17 protein-coding genes and 1 pseudogene are annotated in these 23,862 nt (G+C 62.2%); 6 read left to right on the top strand and 12 right to left on the bottom strand.

What is annotated here, in order from left to right; translation table 11 throughout:
• Window positions 1-241: 241 nt before the first annotated feature.
• The 3 genes from Q1M07_RS11170 to Q1M07_RS11160 all read left to right on the top strand — a co-directional run bounded on the left by Q1M07_RS11170 (window position 242) and on the right by Q1M07_RS11160 (window position 4,115).
• A complete protein-coding gene (locus tag Q1M07_RS11170) occupies window positions 242-1,834 on the top strand; it encodes a Re/Si-specific NAD(P)(+) transhydrogenase subunit alpha (RefSeq protein ID WP_300453937.1) in 1,593 nt (530 codons plus the stop codon).
• 12 nt (window positions 1,835-1,846) lie between these two features.
• Window positions 1,847-3,265 carry a Re/Si-specific NAD(P)(+) transhydrogenase subunit beta gene (gene pntB, locus Q1M07_RS11165; protein WP_300453936.1) on the top strand — a complete coding sequence of 473 codons (1,419 nt, stop codon included), beginning with the start codon at window positions 1,847-1,849 and terminating at the stop codon, window positions 3,263-3,265.
• A 388-nt stretch (window positions 3,266-3,653) separates the two neighbouring features.
• A complete protein-coding gene (locus tag Q1M07_RS11160) occupies window positions 3,654-4,115 on the top strand; it encodes a CBS domain-containing protein (RefSeq protein ID WP_300453935.1) in 462 nt (153 codons plus the stop codon).
• Window positions 4,116-4,136: 21 nt separating this feature from the next.
• On the opposite strand, the pseudogene Q1M07_RS11155 reads toward Q1M07_RS11160, so the two are convergent.
• The 8 genes and pseudogenes from Q1M07_RS11155 to Q1M07_RS11120 form a co-directional block, all read right to left on the bottom strand.
• A pseudogene (locus Q1M07_RS11155) lies at window positions 4,137-5,294 on the bottom strand (deoxyguanosinetriphosphate triphosphohydrolase).
• Window positions 5,287-6,375 (bottom strand): 3-dehydroquinate synthase, encoded by a 1,089-nt coding sequence (gene aroB / locus Q1M07_RS11150; protein WP_300453934.1) that lies wholly within the window; start codon window positions 6,373-6,375, stop codon window positions 5,287-5,289. Before aroB ends, Q1M07_RS11155 begins: the two are co-directional and overlap by 8 nt.
• Entirely contained in the window at window positions 6,363-6,893 is a 531-nt protein-coding gene (locus Q1M07_RS11145; RefSeq protein ID WP_300453950.1) for a shikimate kinase, read from the bottom strand. Before Q1M07_RS11145 ends, aroB begins: the two co-directional genes overlap by 13 nt.
• Window positions 6,894-6,985: 92 nt before the next feature.
• Window positions 6,986-9,100, bottom strand: coding sequence for a type IV pilus secretin PilQ (locus Q1M07_RS11140; RefSeq protein ID WP_300453932.1), 2,115 nt, complete (start codon window positions 9,098-9,100; stop codon window positions 6,986-6,988).
• A complete protein-coding gene (locus tag Q1M07_RS11135) occupies window positions 9,101-9,616 on the bottom strand; it encodes a pilus assembly protein PilP (RefSeq protein WP_300453931.1) in 516 nt (171 codons plus the stop codon).
• Complete coding sequence (gene pilO, locus Q1M07_RS11130; protein WP_300453930.1) at window positions 9,613-10,287, bottom strand: type 4a pilus biogenesis protein PilO; 675 nt, start codon at window positions 10,285-10,287, stop codon at window positions 9,613-9,615. Before pilO ends, Q1M07_RS11135 begins: the two co-directional genes overlap by 4 nt.
• Window positions 10,284-10,853, bottom strand: a complete 570-nt coding sequence (locus Q1M07_RS11125; RefSeq protein ID WP_300453929.1) for a PilN domain-containing protein — start codon at window positions 10,851-10,853, stop codon at window positions 10,284-10,286. Before Q1M07_RS11125 ends, pilO begins: the two co-directional genes overlap by 4 nt.
• Entirely contained in the window at window positions 10,850-11,929 is a 1,080-nt protein-coding gene (locus tag Q1M07_RS11120; protein WP_300453928.1) for a pilus assembly protein PilM, read from the bottom strand. Before Q1M07_RS11120 ends, Q1M07_RS11125 begins: the two co-directional genes overlap by 4 nt.
• Window positions 11,930-12,179: 250 nt before the next feature.
• On the opposite strand from Q1M07_RS11120, the gene Q1M07_RS11115 reads away from it, so the two are divergent.
• The 3 genes from Q1M07_RS11115 (at window position 12,180) to msbA (ending at window position 17,060) form a co-directional block, all read left to right on the top strand.
• Complete coding sequence (locus tag Q1M07_RS11115) at window positions 12,180-14,474, top strand: penicillin-binding protein 1A (RefSeq protein ID WP_300453927.1); 2,295 nt, start codon at window positions 12,180-12,182, stop codon at window positions 14,472-14,474.
• Window positions 14,475-14,797: 323 nt separating this feature from the next.
• Window positions 14,798-14,989, top strand: coding sequence for a hypothetical protein (locus Q1M07_RS11110; protein WP_300453926.1), 192 nt, complete (start codon window positions 14,798-14,800; stop codon window positions 14,987-14,989).
• A 256-nt stretch (window positions 14,990-15,245) separates the two neighbouring features.
• Window positions 15,246-17,060 carry a lipid A export permease/ATP-binding protein MsbA gene (gene msbA / locus Q1M07_RS11105; protein WP_300453925.1) on the top strand — a complete coding sequence of 605 codons (1,815 nt, stop codon included), beginning with the start codon at window positions 15,246-15,248 and terminating at the stop codon, window positions 17,058-17,060.
• A gap of 8 nt (window positions 17,061-17,068) precedes the next feature.
• On the opposite strand, the gene Q1M07_RS11100 is transcribed toward msbA, so the two are convergent.
• From Q1M07_RS11100 to Q1M07_RS11085, 4 genes are all read right to left on the bottom strand, one after another.
• On the bottom strand, window positions 17,069-18,757 hold the full coding sequence (locus tag Q1M07_RS11100; RefSeq protein ID WP_300453924.1) for a PAS-domain containing protein: 1,689 nt from the start codon (window positions 18,755-18,757) through the stop codon (window positions 17,069-17,071).
• 61 nt (window positions 18,758-18,818) lie between these two features.
• A complete protein-coding gene (locus tag Q1M07_RS11095; protein ID WP_300453923.1) occupies window positions 18,819-21,932 on the bottom strand; it encodes an efflux RND transporter permease subunit in 3,114 nt (1,037 codons plus the stop codon).
• Window positions 21,929-23,029, bottom strand: a complete 1,101-nt coding sequence (locus Q1M07_RS11090; protein ID WP_300453922.1) for an efflux RND transporter periplasmic adaptor subunit — start codon at window positions 23,027-23,029, stop codon at window positions 21,929-21,931. Before Q1M07_RS11090 ends, Q1M07_RS11095 begins: the two co-directional genes overlap by 4 nt.
• Entirely contained in the window at window positions 23,020-23,724 is a 705-nt protein-coding gene (locus Q1M07_RS11085; RefSeq protein WP_300453921.1) for a TetR/AcrR family transcriptional regulator, read from the bottom strand. Before Q1M07_RS11085 ends, Q1M07_RS11090 begins: the two co-directional genes overlap by 10 nt.
• Window positions 23,725-23,862 lie beyond the last annotated feature (138 nt).

Here is a 23,862-nt window from a genome sequence, read left to right as displayed (position 1 = left end):
ATGGAGTTGCATGGTGAAGTGCATGTCGGGCTTGTGGTAAGCTGGTGACGGGATCGTTGAGCGTTGTCCGATCGCGGCCAGACGAGGGCGGTGGCCAGCACACGTGGCGGCCAGGATCGGCGTCCGGGGAACGTCCTCAAGATCAGCCACGGCGATTTCGCAAAATGGGGGAAGCCGGTTCCGCACTTCGGGAGCCGGCTTTTTTGAACACGAGAACTGAAAACGAGTGATGGAGGATTGCATGCCGCTAACAATCGGAGTTCCAAGAGAAACGGCCACCGGGGAAAAGCGGGTGGCGGCCGTACCGGAGGTCGTTGAAAAACTGATCAAGCTGGGCTTCGCCGTACAGATCGAATCCGGTGCCGGGAACGCGGCGAGTATTTCGGACGATGCGTATCGTTCGGCTGGCGCCGAAGTACTTGAAGAAGCGGCCAAGCTCTGGTCTTCGTCGGACATCATCTTCAAGGTGCGTGGCCCGTCGGCCGAAGAAGTCGGTCTGATCCGCCAGGGAAGTACGCTGGTGAGCTTCATCTGGCCGGCGCAGAACCCGGAACTCCTGCAGCAGCTCGCGGCCCGCAAGGTGACCGTGCTGGCCATCGACTCGCTGCCGCGCACGCTCTCGCGCGCCCAGAAGATGGACGCGTTGACTTCCCAGGCTGGCGTCGCGGGCTACCGCGCCGTCATCGAGGCCGCCAACGCCTTTGGTCGTTTTTTCAATGGCCAGATCACGGCGGCGGGCAAGGTTCCGCCAGCCAAGGTTTTCGTTGCCGGTGCTGGCGTGGCCGGCCTGGCGGCGATTGGCACGGCTGCCAACCTCGGCGCCATCGTTCGTGCCAACGACACGCGTGCCGAAGTGGCCGATCAGGTCGCGTCGCTGGGCGGTGAATTCGTCAAGGTCGATTACGACGAAGAAGGTTCCGGCGGCGGTGGTTACGCGAAGGTGATGAGCGAGGGCTTTCAGAAGGCCCAGCGCGATATGTACGCCAAGCAGGCCCGCGAGGTCGACATCATCATCACGACCGCGCTGATCCCCGGCAAGCCGGCGCCCAGACTGATCACTGCCGAGATGGTGCGCTCGATGAAGCCGGGCAGCGTGATCGTCGACATGGCCGCCGAACAGGGTGGCAACTGCGAGTTGACCGAGCCGGGCCAGGCGGTTGTGAAGCACGACGTCACCATCATCGGTTACACCGACCTGGTCAGCCGCTTGGCGCGCCAGTCGTCGACGCTGTACAGCACCAACTTGTTGCGCCTTGCCGAGGAACTGTGCAAGACCAAGGACGGCATCATCGACGTCAACATGGATGACGAAGCCATCCGCGGCCTGACGGTTATCAAGGAAGGCAACGTGACCTGGCCGCCCCCGGCACCCAAGCCGTCGGCAGCGCCAGTTGCGGCACCGGCGGCGGCCCAGCCAGTGGCTGCGGCGAAAAAGTCGCACGGCCATGGCAAGGCCAGCGAGCCAGCGTCGGGCAGCGGCATGATCATCCTGTTCGCGGCGGCGGCGCTTTTCTTCTGGTTCATCGGTGCCAGTGCGCCACCCGCCTTCCTCGGCCACTTCACGGTCTTCGTACTGGCCTGCTTCGTCGGCTACATGGTCGTGTGGAACGTCAAGCCGGCCTTGCATACGCCACTGATGAGCGTCACCAACGCGATCAGCAGCATCATTGCCATCGGCGCGCTGGTACAGATTGCGCCACCGATCGAAGCAGGGCTCGATCGACCGGAAGACTGGATTCGCTGGCTGGCGATCGGCGCCATCGTACTGGCGACGATCAACATGTTCGGTGGTTTCGCCGTCACCCAGCGCATGCTGGCCATGTTCCGTAAATAGGAGTCGATGAACATGTCTGAAAGCTTGGCAACCGTCTCCTACCTCGGAGCGACAATTCTTTTCATACTTTGCCTCGGCGGCCTGAGCAACCAGGAAACCTCTCGCCGCGGCAATCTCTACGGCATCATCGGCATGACCATTGCCGTCCTGGCGACCATCTTCGGTCCGCGTGTCGGCAGCGCCGGTTATGCCTGGCTGATCGGCGCCATGGCGGTCGGTGCGACGCTGGGTATCTACGCCGCGCGCACCGTCCAGATGACCCAGATGCCCGAACTGGTGGCCCTGATGCACAGCATGGTCGGTCTGGCGGCGATGCTGGTCGGATTTGCCAACTACATCGACCCGGTGGCGTCGGCGGGCCTGACAAGCGCCGAAAAAGCGATTCACGAGGTCGAGATCTACATCGGCATCTTGATCGGCGCGGTCACCTTCTCCGGATCGGTGATCGCCTTCGGCAAACTGTCCGGCAAGATCTCGGGCAATCCGATGCTGCTCCCCGCGCGCCACTGGATCAACCTGGCCGGGCTGCTGGTGGTGATTTACTTCGGACGGGAGTTCCTGCACGCCGGCTCGATCAGCGAAGGCATGACGCCGCTGGTCGTGATGACGGTCGTTGCCCTGCTCTTCGGCATCCATATGGTGATGGCGATCGGCGGTGCCGACATGCCGGTCGTGGTTTCCATGCTGAACAGCTACTCCGGCTGGGCAGCGGCGGCAACCGGCTTCATGCTGTCGAACGACCTGCTGATCGTCACCGGCGCGCTGGTCGGCTCGAGCGGTGCAATCCTGTCTTACATCATGTGTGCGGCGATGAATCGCCACTTCATCAGCGTCATCGCCGGCGGCTTTGGAACGACCGGCGGAACTCCCGCACCGGCCGCCGGCGGAGTGCAACCAGCCGGTGAAGTGGTGCCGATCAGCGCGCCGGAAACGGCCGAGTTGTTGCGTGAAGCCAAGAACGTGATCATTGTCCCGGGTTACGGGATGGCGGTCGCGCAGGCCCAGCACACGGTCTACGAGATCACTCGTCTGCTGCGCGAGAAAGGCGTCAACGTGCGCTTCGGCATTCACCCGGTGGCCGGTCGCATGCCCGGCCACATGAACGTTCTCCTTGCCGAAGCCAAGGTTCCCTACGACATCGTCTTTGAAATGGATGAACTCAACGAGGATTTCCCGGCCACCGATGTGGCCATGATCATCGGCGCCAACGACATCGTCAATCCGGCCGCACAGGATGATCCCAGCAGCCCGATCGCCGGCATGCCGGTACTCGAGGTGTGGAAGGCCAAGACTTCGATCGTCATGAAGCGCAGCATGGCTTCCGGTTATGCCGGGGTAGACAACCCGCTGTTCTACAAGGACAACAACCGTATGCTGTTCGGCGATGCGAAGAAGATGCTGGATGAGGTTCTGGTCTCGCTGAAGGTCTGAGCGCTGGCTCCTTCGACGCCCGACCGCCTGACAACGCCTGCCCTGGCGGGCGTTGTGCTTGCCGCGCTGGGACAACACCGCTGCCCGGGCTGGCGGCAGGGCAGCCTCCGGGTTGCGCGGCAGGCGCCGCAGTCGAGCGCCGCCGTGTTTTCGGAAGTCGATCGACATCTGATAGAATCCGGCCGACAGATCAATGAGCACATCGGCCAGCGTGGCGTTCGGTCAATGAGCTTACCCATGAATCAATGCCTTCTCGCGTCAGGCAAGGCGCAAACCGCAACCGTCGCGATGGCGAGAAATTGCCACCCGGCATGGTGCGAAAAGGTGCTGTTTCAGGTAAGCGGTTTGGCGGAACGCCGTGCCAGCCATTCTATCTCTAGGGGGTAACATGGAGGTCAAAGAAGTTTTGCAGGTCAAGGATTCCGCGCTGTTCGCCGTGCATCCCGACTCACCTCTCTCCGAAGCGGTCATCATGATGTCCGAAAACGACATCGGCTCCGTGATCGTCATGGACGGCGGCAAACTGGCCGGGATGCTGACCTTCCGTGAAGTCCTCGCCATACTCGCCAAACGGCAGACCGAACGCCGTGTCGGGCCGACTCCGCCGATCGCCGAGATCCTCGTCGTCGAGGCGATGGACCCCAATCCACCCACCAGCGATCCGGACATGGACGTCGACGAGTTGCGCCGCATGATGGTCGACACCCATACGCGCTACGTCCCGGTGATGGAAGGCGATACGATCGTCGGTATCGTCTCCTTTCACGATGTCGCCAAGGCGGTGCTCGAAGAGCGGAACATGGAAAACAAGCTGCTCAAGGCGTACATCAAGGATTGGCCCGCACCGTAAGCAGGGCGCGGTCGATTTGTTTTATTTGTTTTGACCGCCAGCCGGCGCCAAAGCCGGCGGTAATTTAACTCCGTCGATCGCAAACAGGCGCCGATGTTCCTTGATCGCGTAGCGGTCGGTCATGCCAGCAATGTAGTCGGCCACTTTGCGCACCTGATCGCCCGCGCTGGCGGCCTGATACTGCGGTGGCAACAGGCGCGGATCGGAGGCGAAAGCGGCAAACAGGTCGCCGACGATGCGCCGGGCCTTGCTGGCCATTCGCATGGCCTGATAGTGCTCATAAAGATGGGTGCGCAGGAAGCGCTTCACGTGGCGCTGCGCCGCCCGCAAGTCGTCCGAAAACGCAACCAGAGGCGGCGCCGCGTGCACTTCGTCGAGGCTCGCCGGTGACTGACGAGAAAGCCTGCCCGCTGTCGTCTCGATGAGGTCGCAGACCAGCGTATTGATCAGCCGTCGCACCGTCTCGTGAACCAGGTGGCGCCCGCCCAACTCGGGATAGGCGCGGCGCACCTCGGCCATGTGACGGGCAAACAGGTCAAGCTCCGCGAGTTGTTCGAGCGTGATCAGGCCGGCCCGCAAGCCATCGTCGACATCGTGATTGTTGTAGGCGATTTCATCGGCCGGATTGCAGATCTGCGCCTCGAGGGAGGGCTGCTTCCGGCTGAGAAAACCTTCACCCAAGTCGCCGAGCTGGCGGGCGTTGTCCAGGGAACAATGCTTGACGATTCCTTCTCTGGTTTCGAAACAGAGGTTCAGGCCGGGAAACGCGGCGTAGCGCTCTTCGAGCAGGTCAACCGTGCGCAGACTCTACAAATTGTGTTCGAAACCGCCGTGTTCACGCAGACATTCGTTCAGCGCGTCCTGCCCGGCATGGCCGAAGGGCGTGTGGCCAAGATCGTGCGCGAGCGCTATGGCTTCGACCAGGTCTTCGTTGACTCGCAGGGCACGCGCGATCTGGGCCACCTCGAGGCTGTGCGTCAAGCGCGTGCGAAACAGGTCGCCTTCATGATTGACGAATACCTGGGTCTTGTACTCGAGGCGCCTGAAAGCCGTCGAATGTACGATGCGATCGCGGTCGCGCTGGAACTCGTCGCGGTACGCGGGCGCGGTATCGGGATAGCGGCGCCCGCGTGAATTGGCCTCCGAGACGGCGTAAGTTGCGCAAGCCGCCTCAGGCATGCGCGCTACGCGCCAGAATGGCGCGCCGGATGTCCACCAGCTCGACCTCGTCGGAAACGACGGCCTCCCCAAGCCGTTTCAGGAGGACCAAGCGGAGCTTGCCATCCCGCACCTTCTTGTCGTTCTGCATCAACTCCAGATAGCGGCCGACATCAAGTGCCGGTCCGCAGACCGGCAAGCGGGCACGTCGAAACAGGCGCTCGATTCGCTCGATGTCCTTTTCGCTGAGCCAGCCAAGCTGCCACGAGATCTGCGCCGCCATCATCGTGCCGGAAGCGACCGCTTCGCCATGCAACCATTGGCCATAGCCCATGCCGGTTTCGATCGCATGCCCGAAGGTGTGGCCGAGATTCAGCAAAGCCCGTTCGCCACTCTCGCGTTCGTCGGCGGCGACCACTTCGGCCTTGTTTCGGCAAGAACGGCAGATCGCTTCGGCCAGAGCCGTCGGATCCCGAGACAGCAGGTCGTCGAGCTTGAGCTCGAGCCATTCGAGAAAAGGCAGGTCCCGGATCAGGCCGTACTTGATCACCTCGGCCAGTCCCGCCCGCAATTCGCGATCAGGCAGCGTGGTCAGCGTGTCGGTGTCGGCCAGGACGAGTTGCGGCTGGTGGAAAGCGCCGATCATGTTTTTACCAAGCGGGTGGTTGATCGCCGTCTTGCCGCCAACCGATGAATCAACCTGCGCAAGCAAGGTGGTCGGCACCTGGATGAATGGCATGCCGCGCTGAAAACAGGCGGCGGCAAAACCAGTGATGTCGCCAACGACGCCGCCACCGAGAGCAATCAGCGTAGTCGAGCGCTCGCAGCGTCGCTCGAGAAGAACATCGAATATCGAGTTCAACGTAGGCCAGTCCTTGTACTGCTCGCCGTCGGGCAGAACGACCTCGGCGACGTCCGTCCCGGCGTCGCGCAAGGGCTTGGCCAAACGCTGCAGATAGAGCGGCGCCACCGTGGCGTTGGTGACAATCACCGCTTTCGGCTGACGCAGAAACGGTTCGAGCAATTCGTAGCGCCCCAGCACGGAGCGACCGACCTGGATCGGATACGAACGATTCCCCAGCGCGACCATCAGCGTTTCCATGCTTCCCCCGTTCCCCTGATCATTTGGTTGAGGACAGACTGCGCGGTGATTCGGCTGCCGCTGATTACCAGGTCCGCCACTTCGCGATAGAGCCGGTCTCTTTGCGTGTGCAGCTCGCTCAACTTCTGCAGGGGGTCGCTGACCTGCAGAAGCGGCCGATTCTTGTCGTGCCGTGTACGTTCGCAAAGTGTCTGCAGCGGAACGTCGAGATAGATGACCAGACCACTGTTTTTGAGGTTCTCCCGGTTTTCTGGGCGCAGGACGGCGCCTCCCCCGGTGGCCACAACCTGGCCTTTGAGCTTGACCAGTTCGGCAATGAGTTGCGCCTCGCGTCGACGAAAACCTTCTTCGCCTTCGATTTCGAAGATCGTCGGCAGGCTGACGCCGGTGCGGATTTCGATTTCGCGATCGGCGTCGAGGAAACCGTAAGACAGCCGCCTGGCCAGCGCCTTACCCAGTGTAGTCTTCCCGGCGCCCATCAGGCCGACCAGATAGACGTTGCGTTTGTCGTGCTCGATTCTCACGGCCCCATTCTAACGCAGCGGCAAGGGCATCCCGCCGGCACGACAAAGCCGAGCAGCGCCGGCTTTTGCCACACCGGCGCGGACGATCAGCGTACGGCGAGACCTTCGGCGACGATGCGCGGGGTGATGAAGATCAACAGTTCCTGCTTGTCGTCGATCCATTCCCGGCTCTTGAAGAGCCAGCCAATGTAGGGGAGATCGCCAAAGAAGGGAATACGCTGCGTGTTGTTGCGCACTTCCTGGGTGTATATCCCGCCGATGACCACCGTTCCGCCGTTCTCGACCAGCACCTCGGTCTTCACGTGCTTGTTGTCGATCGCCACGCCGGCGCCCGTATTCAAGCGGGTGTTGGGCGTGTCCTTGTTGACCTCGACCTTCATCGTCACGTTGCCGTCGGGTGTGATCTGCGGCGTGACCTTCAACGACAGGACGGCCTTCTTGAACGAGATGCTGGTCGCCCCTGAACTCGTCGCCTGCTGATACGGGATTTCGACCCCCTGCTCGATGAGCGCCTCGATGTTGTTGGCCGTCATCACGCGCGGACTGGAAATCACCTTGCCACGGCCATCGGCTTCCAGCGCGGAGATCTCGGTGTTCAGAAACTGGGTCAGTGCGCTGTTGTAGAGCACCAGCGAGAACAATCCGGCGTTACCGGTGCGCGGCGTCGCCGGCAAATTGACGTTCAAGGCATCGGTATTGAAGTTCGGGATGTCCCGGATCTGCCCGGTATAGAAGCCCGGCGTATTGACTCTCGCTCCAGCCATGGCGTTCCCGCCGAAACCTTGGCCGCCGAAAGCGTAACCCTGGCGCTGGTTCCAGCCCAGGCGGATACCCAGGTTCTTGGCAAAACTGTCGCCAGCCTCGACGATCCGGGCCTCGATCATGACCTGTCGTGCCGCCACATCGACTTTGGTAATAATGTGACGAAGCTCGTCGAGACGACTCGGCGTATCCTTCACGATGACCATGTTCGAGCGCGGCTCCAGGACGGCGCTGCCGCGCTTCGAAAGCATTCGCTGAGTGGGGTTGTCGAACAGCTTGTGCATGTCCTCGGCCCGGATATAACTCAACTGGAAGCTCTCGGTCTGCAAGGGCTCGAGGTCACTGATCTGCAGCTTCGACTCGAACTCGAGCTTTTCCTTGGTGGCAATCTCGTCACGCGGCGCAATCAGGATGACGTTGCCATTCTTGCGCATGTCCAGGCCCTTCTGCTGCATGATGATGTCGAGCGCCTGGTCCCACGGCACGTCCTTGAGAATCAGCGTGATCGCGCCACTCACCGAATCGCTGATGACCATGTTCATGCCGGTGAACTCGCCGATCACCTGCAACAAGCGACGCACGTCGACATTCTGGAAGTTGAGCGACAATTTCTCGCCCTGATAACCGCCGCGCGTCCCCTGAATGAGCTTGTTCGGGTTCTCGACGACCGGCTTGACTTCGACGACGAACTGGGTGTCGCTCTGATAAGCGTTGTGCTCCCACAGACCGCGCGGAACGATCGTCATGCGCACGTTGTCACCCTTCACCGTCGTCGTCACGGTCTGCACGGGGGTGGCGAAGTCGGCGACGTCGAGCCGCTTGCGCAAACTGTCCGGCAGAACCACCTTGGCGAAGTCCACCACCAGCGTCGATCCCTGCTGGCGGATATCGATGCCGGCATTGGAATCGCTGAGGTCTACCGTGATCCGCGCTTCACCGTCCTTGCCGCGCCGGAAGCCGATGTCACGGATGCTGTTCACACCCTGCGCCGAGGGAAGCGCTTTCGCAAAGTGTTCCACCGGCACGACACCTTCGACAGCCCGACTCGGCAGCAGGGCCAATACGAGGGTGTTGCCGTCGATCGACGCTTCGTAGGTCATCGCCTTGTGCAGGTTCAGCACCACACGCGTCCGATCTTCGGCCTGCACGATGTTGGCGCTCTTCAGGTCGCCCTCGTTGTACGCCTGGCTCGAGCGGCCCAGGCCATTCGTCGTATTGGCGAAATCGAGCGCAATGCGCGGCGGCTTAGCGACGCTGAAGGCTGGGGGCAGCGCTTTCAACGGCTCCTTGAACGTCAGCTTGACGTTGAGGACATGGCCCTGTTGCACGACAGCCATCGATTCGATCGAATTGGATCTGGCATCCTGGGCACTGGCCGTTCCGAACGCCAGCAGCACGCCGCCGATCAGGCCGAGCAGGTATTGTGTGATCTGTTTCATCTACTTCGCTCCCTTCTCCTGCAACTGCAAGGTGCTCGTCCGCTCCACCCAGTCACCTGCCGAATCCTGGATGAGTTCTCGCAGAGTCACCTCGGAATCGGACACGCTCACCACCACGCCGAAGTTCTGTCCCATGTAGTTCCCGATTTTGACTTGGTACAAGGATCCGTCGACCTGAATGATGGCATACGATGCCTTCTTTCGGGTCATCACGCCCACGTACTTCAAAGATTCCAGCGGGTAGGCCTCGAGCGGCTCCCTCGGTCGGTCTAGGTCGGGCCGGAAGCCGCCACCAGTCTTACTCTCGTCCGGTCCCATCTTGCCCGCCTTGAAAGGATCCATCGAAGCGCCGACATCGTAGGGAACGGGCTCGTAGGGTTCGACCACCGGTAGCGGCGGGATCTTTCCTTTGGTATCTTGCCCAACGGTGGCCATCCATTGCCGCAGTTCATCCTCGCCGCCCGTGCCACAAGCGACGAGAACGAGACTGCACAGAAGAACAGCGAATTTGTTCATTTCTTCGCACCCTTTGCAGCCTGGGCGGCTTTCTTCTTCGCTGCCAGTTCTTCCTCATCCAGATAGCGGAAGGTTTTGGTGACGGCATCCATCACCAGGCTACCATCCTTGGCCTGCGAATTGGCAGCGATGGAGATGTTGTTCAAGGTGACTATCCTCGACAGCTTGCCGACGTCGCCGGCGAAGGCACCGAAATCATGGTAGTTGCCGGTCAGCCGCACGTTGATCGGCAGTTCCGCATAAAAATCCTTCACCTGTTCCGCACCCGGCTTGAAAAGCTCGAACTGCAAGCCCCGGCCCATTCCCGCCTGATTGATCTCGACCAGCAGCGATTCCACCTCGGACTTGTTCGGCAGCTGTTTCAAGAGCGCGCCGAACGATCGATCGATCTCGTTCAGTTGCTGAATATACAGATCGAGGTTGACCGCTTCCTTCTTCTTGGTCACGAACTCCTGTCTCAGCCTCTCCTCAGCCTGCTGTTTCTTGGTCAGCGCGTCCCACTGGTCAAGCCAGACAAACCACCAGCCGGCGAGCAGTATCGCCACAAACAGACCAAGCAGGACAGCCAGCCGGGGCGCCACGGGCCAGGCGCCGACATCGCGCGGGTTGAGATTCTGGAAATCGCGCAGAACGGCCCGGAAATCGATCGACGGAAGCGCGACGGCCTTCATTTTTTTCCTCCCTGCGCCGGATTGGCGGCCCGCTTGATCGAGGCATTCATGCTGTATTCGTTAAGGCGGCGCTTATCCACGGTCACCGCCTTGATTTCGATCAATTGCGGCTTTTCCAGCCAAGGAGAGGCTTCGATGTTGCGCATCAGCGTCGAAACGCGAGCGCTGGACTGAGCATAGCCGTTGAGGCTGATCTTTTGCCCTTCCTGCTTGAGCGAGCGGACGTACACGCCTTCCGGCATCTGTTTCACCAGTTCGCTCAACAGGCGCACCGCTTCCGCCCGATCACGCTGCAAGGATTCGATGACCCGCTTACGCTCCATCAAGGCCTGGCTCTGCTCCTTGAGCCTCCTGATCTGGTCGATCTGTTTGTCGAGAACGGCGATCTCTTTCTGAAGAAAGTCGTTCTTGGCGTCCTGCGCCGAGATATAGCCGCCAATAATCGAATAAACGAGAAAAACCAGCAGACCGGCCAGAATCGTGATCAGACCCAGCAAAGCGTAGAACTGCTGTCGCCGTGCCCGACGCTTCTCTTCCCGGTGCGGCAGGAGATTGATGCGTATCATTCGTCGAACCTCCGCAGCGCCAGGCCGCAGGCCACCATCAACGACGACGCGTCGGCCAGAAGGTTTCTTTCACGTACCCGATCGGAAAGCACCATACCGGTAAACGGGTTGGCGATAATCGTGTTGATCTGCGTGCGACCGGCGACGACTTCGTCGACACCGGGAATCACCGCGCAGCCGCCGGCCAGGACGATGTGGTTGATCTGGCTGAACTGGGTGGACGTGAAGAAAAACTGCAGCGCCCGCGACAGCTCCAGGGCCAGCGCCTCGAGGAAAGGCCGCAGAAGCTCGGTTTCGTATTTCTCAGGCAAGGTGTTGCGACGCTTCTCCCCTTCCGCTTCCTCGAAAGTCATCGAGAACAGACGGGCGGCATCCTGCGTCAGTTGATTGCCGCCGAACGCCTGCTCGCGCACGTAGAGCTGCTGCTCGTTACGCAGTACGGTCAGGTTCATGACGTTGGCGCCGACATCGACGAGCGCAATGATCTGCCCCTTGCCGGCATCGGGCAACTGCTTCTGAACGAGCTCGAAAGCGGACAGCACGGCGTAGGACTCGACATCAAGCACGACCGGCTTGAGTCCGGCCGACTCCGCCACGGCGACCCGATCTTCGACCTTTTCCTTGCGGGACGCGGCGATCAGCACTTCGATCTCGTCCGGAGACGATGGCGCCGGACCAACGACCTGAAAGTCGAGATTGACTTCCTCGAGCGCAAAGGGGATGTACTGGTTGGCTTCGGACTCGACCAGCACTTCCAGATCCTCCTCGCGCTGTCCGGCAGCGACAATGATCTTCTTCGTGATGACGTGCGACGCGGGCAGCGCGATGGCGACATGCCTGGTCGATGTCGCCAGCTTTTTCCAAGCGCGCTTCACCGACTCCGCGGCTGCCTCCAGATTGACGATGTTGCCGTCCGAGACGACGTCCCGCGGCAAAACCTCGATCGCATAACGTTCGACGCGATAGGCGCCTTTACCATCACCACCCAGCTCGACCATTTTGACCGATGACGAGCTGATGTCGAGACCGATCAGCGAGCGCGCCTTTGGATTAAAAATCGAAAAATCCAGCTGCAAATCGCCACCTCTCGCCAAAAAACCCTTCAATAATTTGTAGTTAGCGTGCTTATAGATATTCTACTTTAGATGCTAGCAACAAGCTTCCGGCGTGTAAAGCTATTTCTCCGGTCTTAACCGGAGCTGACAGGGCAGTGAGGCGCGGCGTCGACAGTGGGCCTACACGGCGCTGCGGCACGGGATGTTCGCGCCTTTCCGCCGCGGCACTAATATAATACCCGGCATTCTGATTCTTCTGCCGGACGACCTGTTGCCTACCGCTCTTCGCTGGTTCCTCTATCCGATCGTTATTGCCGTCGGCCTTCTGGCGATCGCCATTGCCCTGGCGGCGGTGGTACTCAGCCTGACTTACCCGAACCTGCCGTCTCTGGAGATTCTGACCGACTATCGTCCGAAAGTGCCCTTGCGCGTCTATACCGCCGATGGCTATCTGATCGGTGAGTTCGGGGAAGAGCGGCGCGCCGTAGTCAACATCCAAGACGTGCCGCCGATCATGAAACAGGCGATTCTGGCGGCCGAAGACGAACGTTTCTATCAACATGGCGGGGTCGATGCCCTCGGTGTCGCGCGCGCCCTGCACGCCAACCTGCTGGGTGGCGGCAAGCGCCAGGGGGCGTCGACGATTACGCAGCAGGTGGCCAAGAATTTCTTTCTTTCGTCGGAAAAAACCTACAGTCGCAAGCTCTACGAAGCGCTTCTGTCGTTCAAGATCGAAAGCAGTCTCAGCAAGGACCAGATCCTCGAGCTGTACATCAACCAGATATTCCTCGGCCAGCGGGCTTACGGCTTTGCCGCCGCCGCACAGACCTATTTCGGCAAGCCGCTCGCCGAGTTGACACTCGCCGAGGCCGCCATGCTGGCCGGACTGCCGAAAGCCCCCTCGGCCTACAATCCGGTGGTCAACCCCAAGCGCGCGCGTCTCCGCCAGCAATACGTGCTGCGCCGCATGAACGAGCTCGGTTACATCAGCGACGAACACTACGAAGCCGCCTTGCAGCAACAGCTGGTGATCAAGCGCGAGGTCAGCGAGTTCCCCGTACACGCCGAGTTCGTTACTGAAATGGCGCGCCAGATCGCCGCCGAGCGCTTTCCCGACGACGTGTATACGCGTGGCTTGCGGGTCTACACAACGATCCTCAAGGACGACCAGCAGGCCGCCTACGCCGCCTTGCGCCGTGGTGTCATGGACTACGACCGCAGGCATGGCTACCGGGGCGCCGAGGCCTATGTCGATATCAGCGGGATCAAGTCCGAGCAGGACGACGCCCTCGACGAGTTGCTGCAAGACTTTCAGGATGCCGAAGACCTGCACCCGGCGATCGTGCTGCAAGCCGACAACAAGAAGATTCGAGCCTACCGGCGTGGTGGCGAAGTCATCACCATCAGCGGCGACGGTCTGAAGTTTGCCGCCCGCATGATCGACGACAAGGCGCCACCAAACAAGAGGCTGCGCCGAGGAGCGATCATTCGCCTGCAGAGTGACGAAAAGAACGGCTGGCGGATCGTCCAGATGCCAGAAGCGGAGGCCGCCTTCATTGCCGCCGACCCACGTGACGGTGCGATTCGTGCGCTGGTCGGCGGTTTCGATTTCAATCACAGTCAGTTCAACCATGCCACCCAGGCATGGCGGCAGCCGGGGTCGAGTTTCAAGCCTTTCATCTATTCCGGCGCGCTCGAAAAAGGCTTTACGCCAGCCTCGGTCATCAACGACGAGCCGATCAGCTTTCCCTCGGCGATCACCGGCAGCCAGGCCTGGGAGCCCAAGAACTACGACGGCAAGTACGAAGGTCCGATGCGCATGCGCACCGCGCTGGCGAAGTCAAAGAACATGGTCTCGATTCGCCTTCTCCAAGCGAGTGGCGTGCGCTTCGTGCAGGACTACGTCACGCGCTTCGGGTTTGACGCCCAGAGGCACCCGCCTTACTTGACGATGGCGCTCGGTGCGGGATCGGTCACGCCATGGCAAATGGTCACGGCCTACGCCGTTTTCGCCAATGGCGGTTACCGCGTTCGGCCGTACATCGTCAGCGAGATCCAGGACGACAAAAGGCAGGTGCTGGCGCGGGCCGAACCCATCACCGCCGGCGACGAAACGCTGCGCGCGATCGACCCGCGGAACGCCTACCTGATGGACAGCATGCTGCGCGACGTCACCCTCTACGGTACGGCCGCGCGTGCCTCGGCGACACTCAAGCGAAAGGACCTCGCTGGCAAGACGGGAACCACCAACGAACATGTAGACGCCTGGTTTTGTGGCTACCAGCAGACGGTCGTCGGCTGCTCGTGGATCGGCTACGACCAACCGAAGAACCTGGGCGCCGGCGAAACTGGCGGCACGGCCGCTCTGCCGACCTGGATCGCCTACATGGCCAAGGTACTGAAGGACGTTCCAGAGTCGTTTCTCCCAGCCCCCGAGGGCCTCGTGACGGTCACCTCGCCGAGCCCGGGCAAGGGCCCGGCCGAGGAAGTGTTCTACCAGGAGAACGCGCCAGCCGAACTGGAAGCGCCGCCGCCACTCGACGACAGCCTCAAGCCCGAGGACTGAGGACGGCTTAGCTCCTATCAACTAAGCCGCCGCACTGCCCGGGTAGCGCGACTCGCGCTCAACCGCTTGGCCGGATTTCTTCGCACGAGGACAGGCCAAGCGCGGTACCTTCCCAAGCACCCGCCGGGAGAGCGGCGGACTGTGCACTAATTCCTTTCGGCGCCCGAGAATGATGCCGATACTTTGCCTCAGAGGTCATCGGTTCGTTTGCGACTGCTGGCCCTCGACCCTGACGTAAACAGCGGACGCCGGGCCGAATGACAAGGCGCTGTTGATCTTTTCCGTCTGCTCGACGCGCTAGTCGGGCGCACATGGAGGCTGAAATGAAAGTGATGATGGTGGTGGAAGGCGACGCTTGCGCACTGCGCATCGAGCCCCAAGATGAGGAAGGCAGGGCGCTGCTGGCGGCCTTCGGAGTGATCGGGAGTTTCCAGACGAAGCTCGCTTCGGCGCCTGCCGTCGCCCGGAGCACGGAAGCTGAATATTACGAAGGAGCGCCGGTAGAACTCGACTGAAACGTCCGTCGCACACCGGGTCAAGCTGGCTGACCCTGGAAATGACCCACATGTCGCCAAGCGGCGAAAAGGATGCCTCCGGTGCGGCTGCCCGCGGCCATTGCGGTCGCGCGAAGGAGATCCGAATGGCGCCTCGCCGCTCGCGCACCAGCCGGCCAAGCATCCGCTCCGGCTAAGCCAGCCACCTGCGTCGCCTGGCCGGCGGCGCCAGCGTGATAAACTCGGGCCCCAAACGTTCGGCCCAACCCGCTCGAGAATGCCACCCGCCAGCTCTCCTCGCGTTTCTTCATTGCGCATCTATCTGCGGCTGCTCGGCTATCTACGGCCACTGGCCGGCGCCTTTGCCGTCAGCCTGCTGGGCTACGTTATCTTCGCCTCGTCGCAGCCCATGATGGCGGGAATTCTGAAGTACTTCGTCGATGGACTGAATGCGGCCAACGGCCTGACGCCGCGTACCGTTCCTCTGGTCGGCGGACTTGACCTGATCTACGCTGTGCCCTTGCTTCTGATCGTTGTCGTCACCTGGCAAGGAACGGGTTCCTTTCTTGGCAACTACTATCTGGCGAAGGTCTCGCTGGGCCTGATCGACGATTTGCGGCGCGCGCTTTTCGACAGTTTGCTGCGCCTGCCCAACGTCTACTTCGACCAGCACAGTTCGGGGCATCTGATCTCGCGCATCACCTACGACGTGACGATGGTTACCGGCGCCGCCACCGAAGCGATAAAGGTCGTCATCCGAGAGGGGATGTCGGTTCTTTTCCTGTTCGGCTATCTGCTCTGGATGAACTGGCAACTGACCCTGGTGATGGTGGCCATCCTGCCCGTCATCGGCGTCATGGTGAGCCACGCCAGCCGAAAGTTTCGTCGGCAGAGCCGGAAAATCCAGGAGACGATGGGCGACCTGACGCACGTCGCGTCGGAAACCATTCAGGGCTACCGGGTGGTGCGCAGTTTCGGCGGCGAGGACTATGAGGCGGCGCGTTTCCGCACGGCAAGTGCGGAGAACAAGGCCAAACAGTTGCGCATGGTCAAAACCGCGGCGAGCTACACGCCGGCGCTGCAACTCGTCACTTTCTCAGCCATGGCGGTGGTACTGGTACTGGTTCTCCTGCTACGTGGCGAAGCATCGGCCGGCGATCTGGTCGCCTACCTTACCGCCGCCGGCATGCTTCCCAAGCCCATTCGCCAGCTCTCAGAGGTCAGCGCGACGATTCAGAAGGGCCTGGCGGGTGCCGAGAGCATTTTTTCCCAGTTGGACGAAGCGCCGGAACCGGATCATGGCCGCGTCGAAAAGGACCGTGTCGCCGGCCATCTGGCGGTCCAGAACCTGTCTTTCACCTATCCTGACCATACCCAGCGCGTGCTCGACAACGTCAGTTTTACGGCCGAGCCCGGACAGATGGTCGCGCTGGTCGGCCGCTCGGGAAGCGGCAAGTCCACCTTGGCCAGCCTGGTTCCCCGCTTCTACCAGCACGACTGTGGTCGAATCTTGATCGATGGCGTCGACGTCAGCGACTACACCTTGCGCAATCTGCGTCGCCAAATCGCCCTCGTGACGCAGCAGGTGGTCCTCTTCAACGACACCGTGGCCGCCAACATCGCCTATGGAGATTTGGCTGCGGCGCCACGCGCGGCCGTCGAGCAGGCGGCCGAGGCGGCATGCGCGCGTGAATTCATCGACCAGCTCCCGGACGGCTTCGAAACACTGGTCGGCGAAAACGGCGTACTGCTCTCGGGTGGGCAACGTCAGCGCCTGGCCATCGCGCGGGCCTTGCTCAAGGACGCGCCAATCCTGATTCTCGACGAGGCGACTTCAGCGCTCGACAGCGAATCGGAGCGTCACATCCACAGCGCGCTGGATCGGGTAATCGCTGGCCGGACAACACTGGTCATCGCCCATCGCCTGTCGACCGTCGAAAAGGCGGACCTGATCCTGGTCATGGAACAGGGAAGCATCGTCGAACGAGGCAGTCACGCCGAACTGCTGGCCCGCAACGGTCACTATGCGCGCTTGTACGCGATGCAATTCCGCGAGCCATCTGCCGACACAGCGCCGATCGCGGTGGTCTGAGACCTGTCTCAGCTCGCCCGCCGCCAGGCGCCGCGGCCCGCCTGTTTGGCGGCGTACATCGCCTCGTCGGCGGCCTTGAGCAGCACCTCACGCGTGTTGCCGTGCTGAGGATACAGGGCGATGCCAACCGAGACGCCGATCCGCGCTTCGCCCTGGCGCAGAGCGAATGGCTGCGCCAGGGTACGCACGATCCCTTCGGCGATCGTACCGGGAATCTTATCGCTGACGACATCGTGCAGCAGGATCACGAACTCGTCACCGCCCAGCCGCGCCACGATGTCGGTTTGCCGCACCGTGGCGTTCAGCGTTGCCGCCACCTGCTTCAAAAGCTCGTCGCCGGCATCGTGGCCGAGACTGTCATTGACCTTCTTGAACCCGTCGAGGTCGAGAAATAGCAGGGCCATGGCCTGCCGGCCGGCCGCCGCACGTTCCAGCGCCTGCTCGACCATCTCGTTGAGCTTGAGGCGGTTGGGCAGCCCGGTCAGCGCGTCCTGCAAAGCCATCACCCGAATCCGCTCCTCGGCACGCCGGCGCTCGGTGACGTCGATGTAGATGGTGACGAATCCGCCGCCCGGTAGCGGCATGCCGCGAATCTCCAAAGCGGTGCCATTGGGGCGCACACGTTCGATCTTGTGCGGTTTGAAGTTACGCGCCCGGTCGACGATCGTCGCCACCTGCTGTTCGATATCGCCTTGCCCGTACTCACCACGCTGGGCGTTGTAGCGAATGAAGTCTTCGAAATGCAGATCGGCTTTCTCGAAAAGCGTTTCGGGAAGTTCGAGAAGCTGTTTGAATTGATCGTTGTGCGCCGCCAGACGAAGGTCGGCGTCGAACAGCGAGATCGCACCGGGGAAGTGCTCGATGATGGTGGACAGCACGTTGTTCTGGCGCAGCAGTTTTTCCTCGACACGCTTCTGGTCTGTGATGTCGGAATAAGTCGTGATGAAACCGGAGACTTCGCCGCCGAGGCCGAACGGATAGCCCTCCACCAGCAGGACACGGCCGTCGCGCGCCAGACGCTCGAAGCGATGCGGCTCGAAGCGCCGAGCCAGATCGACGCGCTCGCGTACCAGTTGTGCCGGATCCCCCGGGCCGTATTCACCGCGTTCGGCCGGATAGCGAATCAGATCCTCGAAGCGCACATACTTGTAGACGGCTTCGCGTGGCAGGCCGATGATTTCGCAGATTTGCTGGTTCCAGAACAGCAGGCGCAGATCCTGATCGAACACCGTCACTCCGACACGCAGGCTGGCGAGCAGGGCGTGAAGCTGGTTGATCACTTCCTGACGGGTAGTTTCGGCACGCCGCTCGCTACTGACATCCTGGAAGGTCCCCGCATAGCGTGCCGCGCCGTCGCCGGTAGCGACTGGCGTGCCGCGCATCAGGAGGCTGGCGCCACCGTCGAGACCGTGCGCCAGGCGCAGTTCCAGTTCCAAGGGCAGCCGCTGCTCGACGGCGATTTTCAGCGTTGCCGCAAAGCGCCGCCACTCGCCTTCCGGCATCAGATCGCAGAAAGGCAGGCCAGCCAGACTCGGCGAGTCGACGATGCAGCCCAGCAATTCGCGCGACAAGGGCGGCAGCCTAAGTTCGCCGGAGTCCGGCAGGAACTCCCAGTAACCGATGCGGCCGATGCGCTGGATCAACTCGAGTTGATCCGACGCGGGCCATTCCGCACGCTGAACTGACTGCGTTGGCATCCTCTTCCCCTCACGCCGCTGCCTGACGAAGCGGTCAAACTACCCTAGACGCACTGTGGTTTCAAGTTGGATCGCCACTTCGCGTCGGATGCCCGTTCGCTGCCGGCTTCACGCGGTAGCAGGCGGCATAGAGCGCCGGCAGGAAAACGAGTGTCAGCAGCGTGGCGACCACCAGCCCGCCCATGATGGCCACCGCCATCGGTCCCCAGAAGACACTGCGGGTGAGTGGAATCATCGCCAGAATCGCCGCCGCGGCGGTCAGCATGATTGGCCGGAAGCGCCGCACGGTCGAGCCGACGACCGCTTCCCAGGCCGGCTTGCCGGCTTTCTCGTCCTGTTCTATCTGGTCGACAAGAATCACCGAGTTGCGCATGATCATTCCCGACAAGGCGATGACGCCCAGATTGGCGACGAAACCGAATGGCACCTTGAAAATCAGCAGCGCCAGCGAAACGCCGATCAGACCGAGCGGTGCCGTGAGCAACACGAGCAGCGTACGGCCGACGTTCTGCAACTGGATCATGAGCAGGGTGACGACGCTGACCAGCATCAGCGGCATCACCGCCTTGATCGAATTCTCGCCTTTCGCCGATTCCTCGGTGGCACCGCCGGCTTCGATGCGGAAGCCGGCTGGCAGTCGTGCGCGCAGCGCTTCGAGCAAGGGCTCGATCTGCGCCGTCGCCGCCGGCGCCTGAATGCCGTCGCGAATGTCGGCCCGCACAGTGACGGTCGGCAAACGGTTGCGGCTGGCGATCACCGGCTCCTCGAGTTCGTAGCGGATCTTCGCCAACTGCTCGAGCGGCACGTAACGTCCGCTGGCAGTGTGGATGTTGATGTCGGCCAGGGCGGAGATGCGCGCCCGCTCGTCTCCGGGGGCGCGCGCCACGACGTCGATCAGTTGGTCGCCTTCACGCATTTGCGTGACGGTGACGCCGTTGAGCATCGAATTGAGGAAAGCCGAGAGTTCCTGCGAGCTGATGCCGAGTGCACGCGCGCGATCCTGGTCGATGTCGATGCGGATCGTCTTGCCCAGTTCGTTCCAGTCGAAGTTGACCTCCCTGAGGTACGGGTGCGTGCGCATTACCGCCGCCACTTCTGCGGCAACCCGCCGCAACTCGCCGAGATCGTCGCCGGAAACGCGAAAGAGGACCGGAAAACCGACCGGCGGCCCGTTTTCCAGACGCAGGACTCGCGTCCGCAAGCCGCTCCACTCACCATCGGCATCAGCGAAACGCTGTTCGAGGCGGCGCTTGAGATCCTCGCGCGCGTCGATGTCCTGCGTCGTGATGACGAACTGCGCAAAGCCGTCGTTGAACAACTGCTGGTCGAGCGGCAGATAGAAACGCGGACTGCCGTTACCGAGATAGCTCGCGTAATAGCGGATCGAGCGCTGCATCTCGGGTTGGCTGAGCAGCGCCTCGACCTTCCTCGCCTGCGCCTCGGTCGCTTTCAGCGACGAGCCGTTGGCCAGCCACAGGTCGACCAGAAGTTCGGGCCGGCTCGCCGCCGGAAAAAACTGTTTCTGCACGCCCAGCACCAGTCCGGCCAGCGCGATGGCAAATGCGATCAGCGTCGCGACGATGACCAGCCAGCGATGTCGCAGGCACCATTCGACGCTGCCCCGCACTTGGCGGTAGAAGGGCGTCTGATAAAGGTCGTCGCCGTGCTGCTGCGCCTTGCGCTGCAGCTTGCCGGAGTCGAGAACGAGATAGCCGAGGTAGGGAGTGAACACCACAGCAACCACCCAGGAGACGATTAGCGCGATGCTGACGACGGCGAAAATCGAAAACGTGTACTCGCCGGCACCCGACTTGGCGAGGCCCACCGGCATGAACCCAACGGCCGTGATCAGCGTGCCGGTGAGCATCGGAAAAGCCGTCGAGGTGTAGGCGAAGGTCGCTGCGCGAAAGCGGTCCCAGCCCTGTTCCATCTTCACCACCATCATCTCGACGGCGATGATCGCGTCGTCGACCAGCAGGCCGAGCGAAATCACCAGCGCACCCAGCGAAATACGCTGCAGATCGATGTTGAAGGCATACATCAGAAGAAAAGTGATCGCCAGGACGAGCGGAATCGACAGCGCGACGACGGCGCCGGTGCGCAGTCCGAGACTGATGAACGACACGGCAAGAACGATCACCACCGCTTCGGCGAGCGACGACATGAACAGATTCATCGACTGGCGTACGATCTGCGGCTGGTCAGCGACGACGTGCAGGTCGATTCCCAACGGCAGATGCTGCTGCAGGCGCTTGACTTCGGCATGCAGTCGGTCGCCCAGGCGAATGACGTCGCCCCCCTTGTTCATGGCGATGCCGATGCCGATCGCGTCCTGACCCTGAACCCGCATGCGCGGCGTCGGTGGATCGGCGAAACCGCGCTCGACGGTGGCAATGTCTCCCAGACGGAACAGACGGCCACCGGCCTGAATACCGATTTCGCGAATACTTGCCGGCGATTCGAAGTCGCCCGAAACGCGAATCCGCACCCGGTCGGACGGCGTCTCGTAGAAACCCGACGGAGTCATCGCGTTCTGCTTCTGCAGGGCGTCGATGATCGCCAGTGGGCTGAGCCCCAGCGTCGCCAGCTTGGCGTGCGATACCTCGATGTAGATCTTCTCGTCTTGCACGCCGAAGAGCTCGATCTTCTTGACATCCGGCAATTGACGCAGTTCGCGGCCGATGCGATCGGCTTCGTGACGCAGCCTGGCGAGGTCGAAACCGTCGCCGGTCAGCGCGTAGATGGTGATGAAGGTGTCGCCGAACTCATCGTTGATGAAAGGGCCGAGCACCCCCTGCGGCAGCGTATGGCGCATGTCGCCGATCTTCTTGCGCACCTGGTACCAGGCTTCGGGAACCTGCTTCTTCGGCGTATAGTCCTTGAGCAGGACAGTGATCAGCGATTCGCCAGGCCGCGTCTGCGAGCGCAGGACGTCGACCCAGGGCACATCCTGCAGGCGTCTTTCGATGCGCTCGGTGACCTGCAGTTGCACCTCCTGTGCCGTCGCGCCTGGCCACAGGCTGCGTACCACCATCGCCTTGAAGGTGAAATCGGGATCCTCGGCCCGCCCGAGCTTGAAATAGGCCAGAACGCCGGCCACCATCAGCACGACGATCAGGTAGCCGATCAGCGAGCGGTGGCGCAGCGCCCATTCGGAGAGATTGGGCGGCGTCATGGTGTCGCTTGGTCGGAGCGATCGGCCGCCGACCGGGGCGAAGCGTCCGGCAGCGCGATGAGCTGCACCTTCTCGCCGGCGCTCAGCTTGTGTACACCGGCCACGACGACGCGTTCACCGGCCGCGACGCCGCTGTCGAGAAGCGCCGTGTCTTCCCGATAGGCGGCGACGGCGACCGGCCGCAAACTGACCGTCTGGTCGGCGCCGACCACCCACAGCGCCGGTCGACCCGCGTCCTGGAAAATCGCCGTCAGCGGCACGCTCAGGCGCTGGCCGCCAGCGCTGCGAAGAAAGCGGACCTTGGCGGTCATCCCGAGCAGAAGCCGCGCATCCGGCTGGTCGATCGACACCCGTGCCGCGTAGGTTCGCGTTACCGGATCGGCGACCGGCGACACTTCGCGCAGCGTGCCGGCATAGCGCGCCTCGCTGTCCGCCCATAGCGTCACCTCGGCGGCACCGAGCGCGCGCACCTGGGACATGCGCCCCTCGGGAATGGCTATGGCGACTTCGAGAGTATCGGCGCGCGCCAGTCGCATCACGGTCTGCCCGGCCGCCACCACCTGTCCGACTTCCGCCGAGATCAAACCGATGACTCCCGCTTGCTCGGCTTTGAGGACGGTGTAGGACGACTGATTGCGCGCCAGCCCGGCCTGTGCCTGTGCCGCCTTGAAGCTCGCTTCGCGCGCCTCGAGTGCCGCCTGGCTGACGAAGTTCTTCTCGCGCAGGTTTCGAAAACGCTGCAGGTCGGCGTCGGCCAGATCGAGCTGCGCGGTGGCGGCGGCGGCCGACAGCGCGCTGTCGGCCGGATCGATCCTCGCCAGAACCTGACCGGCCTTGACGACCGCGCCGGCATCGACCAGCCGGGCGCTGATCTTGCCGGAAAGGCGAAACGCCAAAGGCGTTTCGTAGCGCGAGCGAAGCTCTCCCGAGTAAGTCAGCGCTTCTTCGTCGGCGATCTCGCCGACGACTCGCGTCAGCACCGGCCGCGGCGGCACGGGCGGCGGGGCTTCCTTGGTGCAGGAGACGAGCAGCGCGATGATCGGCAGCAGCCGGAGCGACGGCCGCAGGCGGCCCGATCGATGCGAGTTCAGTTGCATGGCATGCCTTCGTTCGACGGCCGTTCGCTGATCGCGCCGGTACGCTGCAAACCGCGGATCAATAGATCGAGATGGGTTTCGAGATAGGCTTCCGGTGCCACCTGTTGTCCACACAGGCACAGCGAGAAGCGCGAAATCGCCAGCATCAGCAGGGGCGCCATGATCACGTCGACCGCCGCCTCGACGTTCAGGGGGCGGAACTCGCCGCTGCCGACCCCGCGTTCGAGCGCGCGGCGCAGCAGTGCCCGGCCACGCGTGATCACCCCGTCGTGGTAATACTGCGCCATCTCGGGGAAGTTTCTCGATTCGGAAACGATCAGTTTGGTCAAGCCGGCCATCGCCGTGCTGCCGATCTGCTGCCACCAGCCGAGCAGCAGTTCGCGCAGCAGATCGGCCGCCGAGCCCTGATGATTGGCCAGGTGCTCCTCGGCGGCGGCCAGTACGGCGACCATGCCCTCTTCGATGACCGCCTTGAAAAGCGCTTCCTTGCTGCTGAAGTAGAGGTAGAGCGTGCCTTTGGAAACGCCGGCGCGAGCCGCCACGTCATCCAGTCGAGTGGCGGCGAAGCCCTTGTCGACAAACAGCGCGAGCGCCGCCGCCGTCAGTTCGGATGGTCGGGCGTCCTTGCGACGACGACGCGTGGCCAGTACCTCGCAGGGAGCTTCGGGCGGCGCCTGGGAGAGGGGCAAATTCATCGGCGAAAGATAATGACTGATCGGTCAGTAATATACGCGGGGCGATTTCAGGAGTCAATTCGGCGATCTGCAAAGGCTCACCGTTTTCCTGCCGCTGGCCCAATAATGATGACCATCACTCTCCACCGAACAGGCCAT

The organism is Accumulibacter sp., assembly GCF_029255285.1.
In the GTDB taxonomy this organism is placed as follows: Bacteria; Pseudomonadota; Gammaproteobacteria; order Burkholderiales; family Rhodocyclaceae; genus Accumulibacter.
Note: the sequence above shows the minus strand (reverse complement) of the source record. Positions and strands in the feature narration are given on the sequence as shown.

Coding starts and splice junctions, on each gene's coding strand:
- Q1M07_RS11170 (WP_300453937.1), top strand. CDS start 242: ATGCCGCTAACAATCGGAGTTCCAAGAGAAACGGCCACCGGGGAAAAG.
- pntB (WP_300453936.1), top strand. CDS start 1,847: ATGTCTGAAAGCTTGGCAACCGTCTCCTACCTCGGAGCGACAATTCTT.
- Q1M07_RS11160 (WP_300453935.1), top strand. CDS start 3,654: ATGGAGGTCAAAGAAGTTTTGCAGGTCAAGGATTCCGCGCTGTTCGCC.
- aroB (WP_300453934.1), bottom strand. CDS start 6,375: ATGGAAACGCTGATGGTCGCGCTGGGGAATCGTTCGTATCCGATCCAG.
- Q1M07_RS11140 (WP_300453932.1), bottom strand. CDS start 9,100: ATGAAACAGATCACACAATACCTGCTCGGCCTGATCGGCGGCGTGCTG.
- Q1M07_RS11135 (WP_300453931.1), bottom strand. CDS start 9,616: ATGAACAAATTCGCTGTTCTTCTGTGCAGTCTCGTTCTCGTCGCTTGT.
- pilO (WP_300453930.1), bottom strand. CDS start 10,287: ATGAAGGCCGTCGCGCTTCCGTCGATCGATTTCCGGGCCGTTCTGCGC.
- Q1M07_RS11125 (WP_300453929.1), bottom strand. CDS start 10,853: ATGATACGCATCAATCTCCTGCCGCACCGGGAAGAGAAGCGTCGGGCA.
- Q1M07_RS11110 (WP_300453926.1), top strand. CDS start 14,798: ATGAAAGTGATGATGGTGGTGGAAGGCGACGCTTGCGCACTGCGCATC.
- msbA (WP_300453925.1), top strand. CDS start 15,246: ATGCCACCCGCCAGCTCTCCTCGCGTTTCTTCATTGCGCATCTATCTG.
- Q1M07_RS11100 (WP_300453924.1), bottom strand. CDS start 18,757: ATGCCAACGCAGTCAGTTCAGCGTGCGGAATGGCCCGCGTCGGATCAA.
- Q1M07_RS11095 (WP_300453923.1), bottom strand. CDS start 21,932: ATGACGCCGCCCAATCTCTCCGAATGGGCGCTGCGCCACCGCTCGCTG.
- Q1M07_RS11090 (WP_300453922.1), bottom strand. CDS start 23,029: ATGCAACTGAACTCGCATCGATCGGGCCGCCTGCGGCCGTCGCTCCGG.
- Q1M07_RS11085 (WP_300453921.1), bottom strand. CDS start 23,724: ATGAATTTGCCCCTCTCCCAGGCGCCGCCCGAAGCTCCCTGCGAGGTA.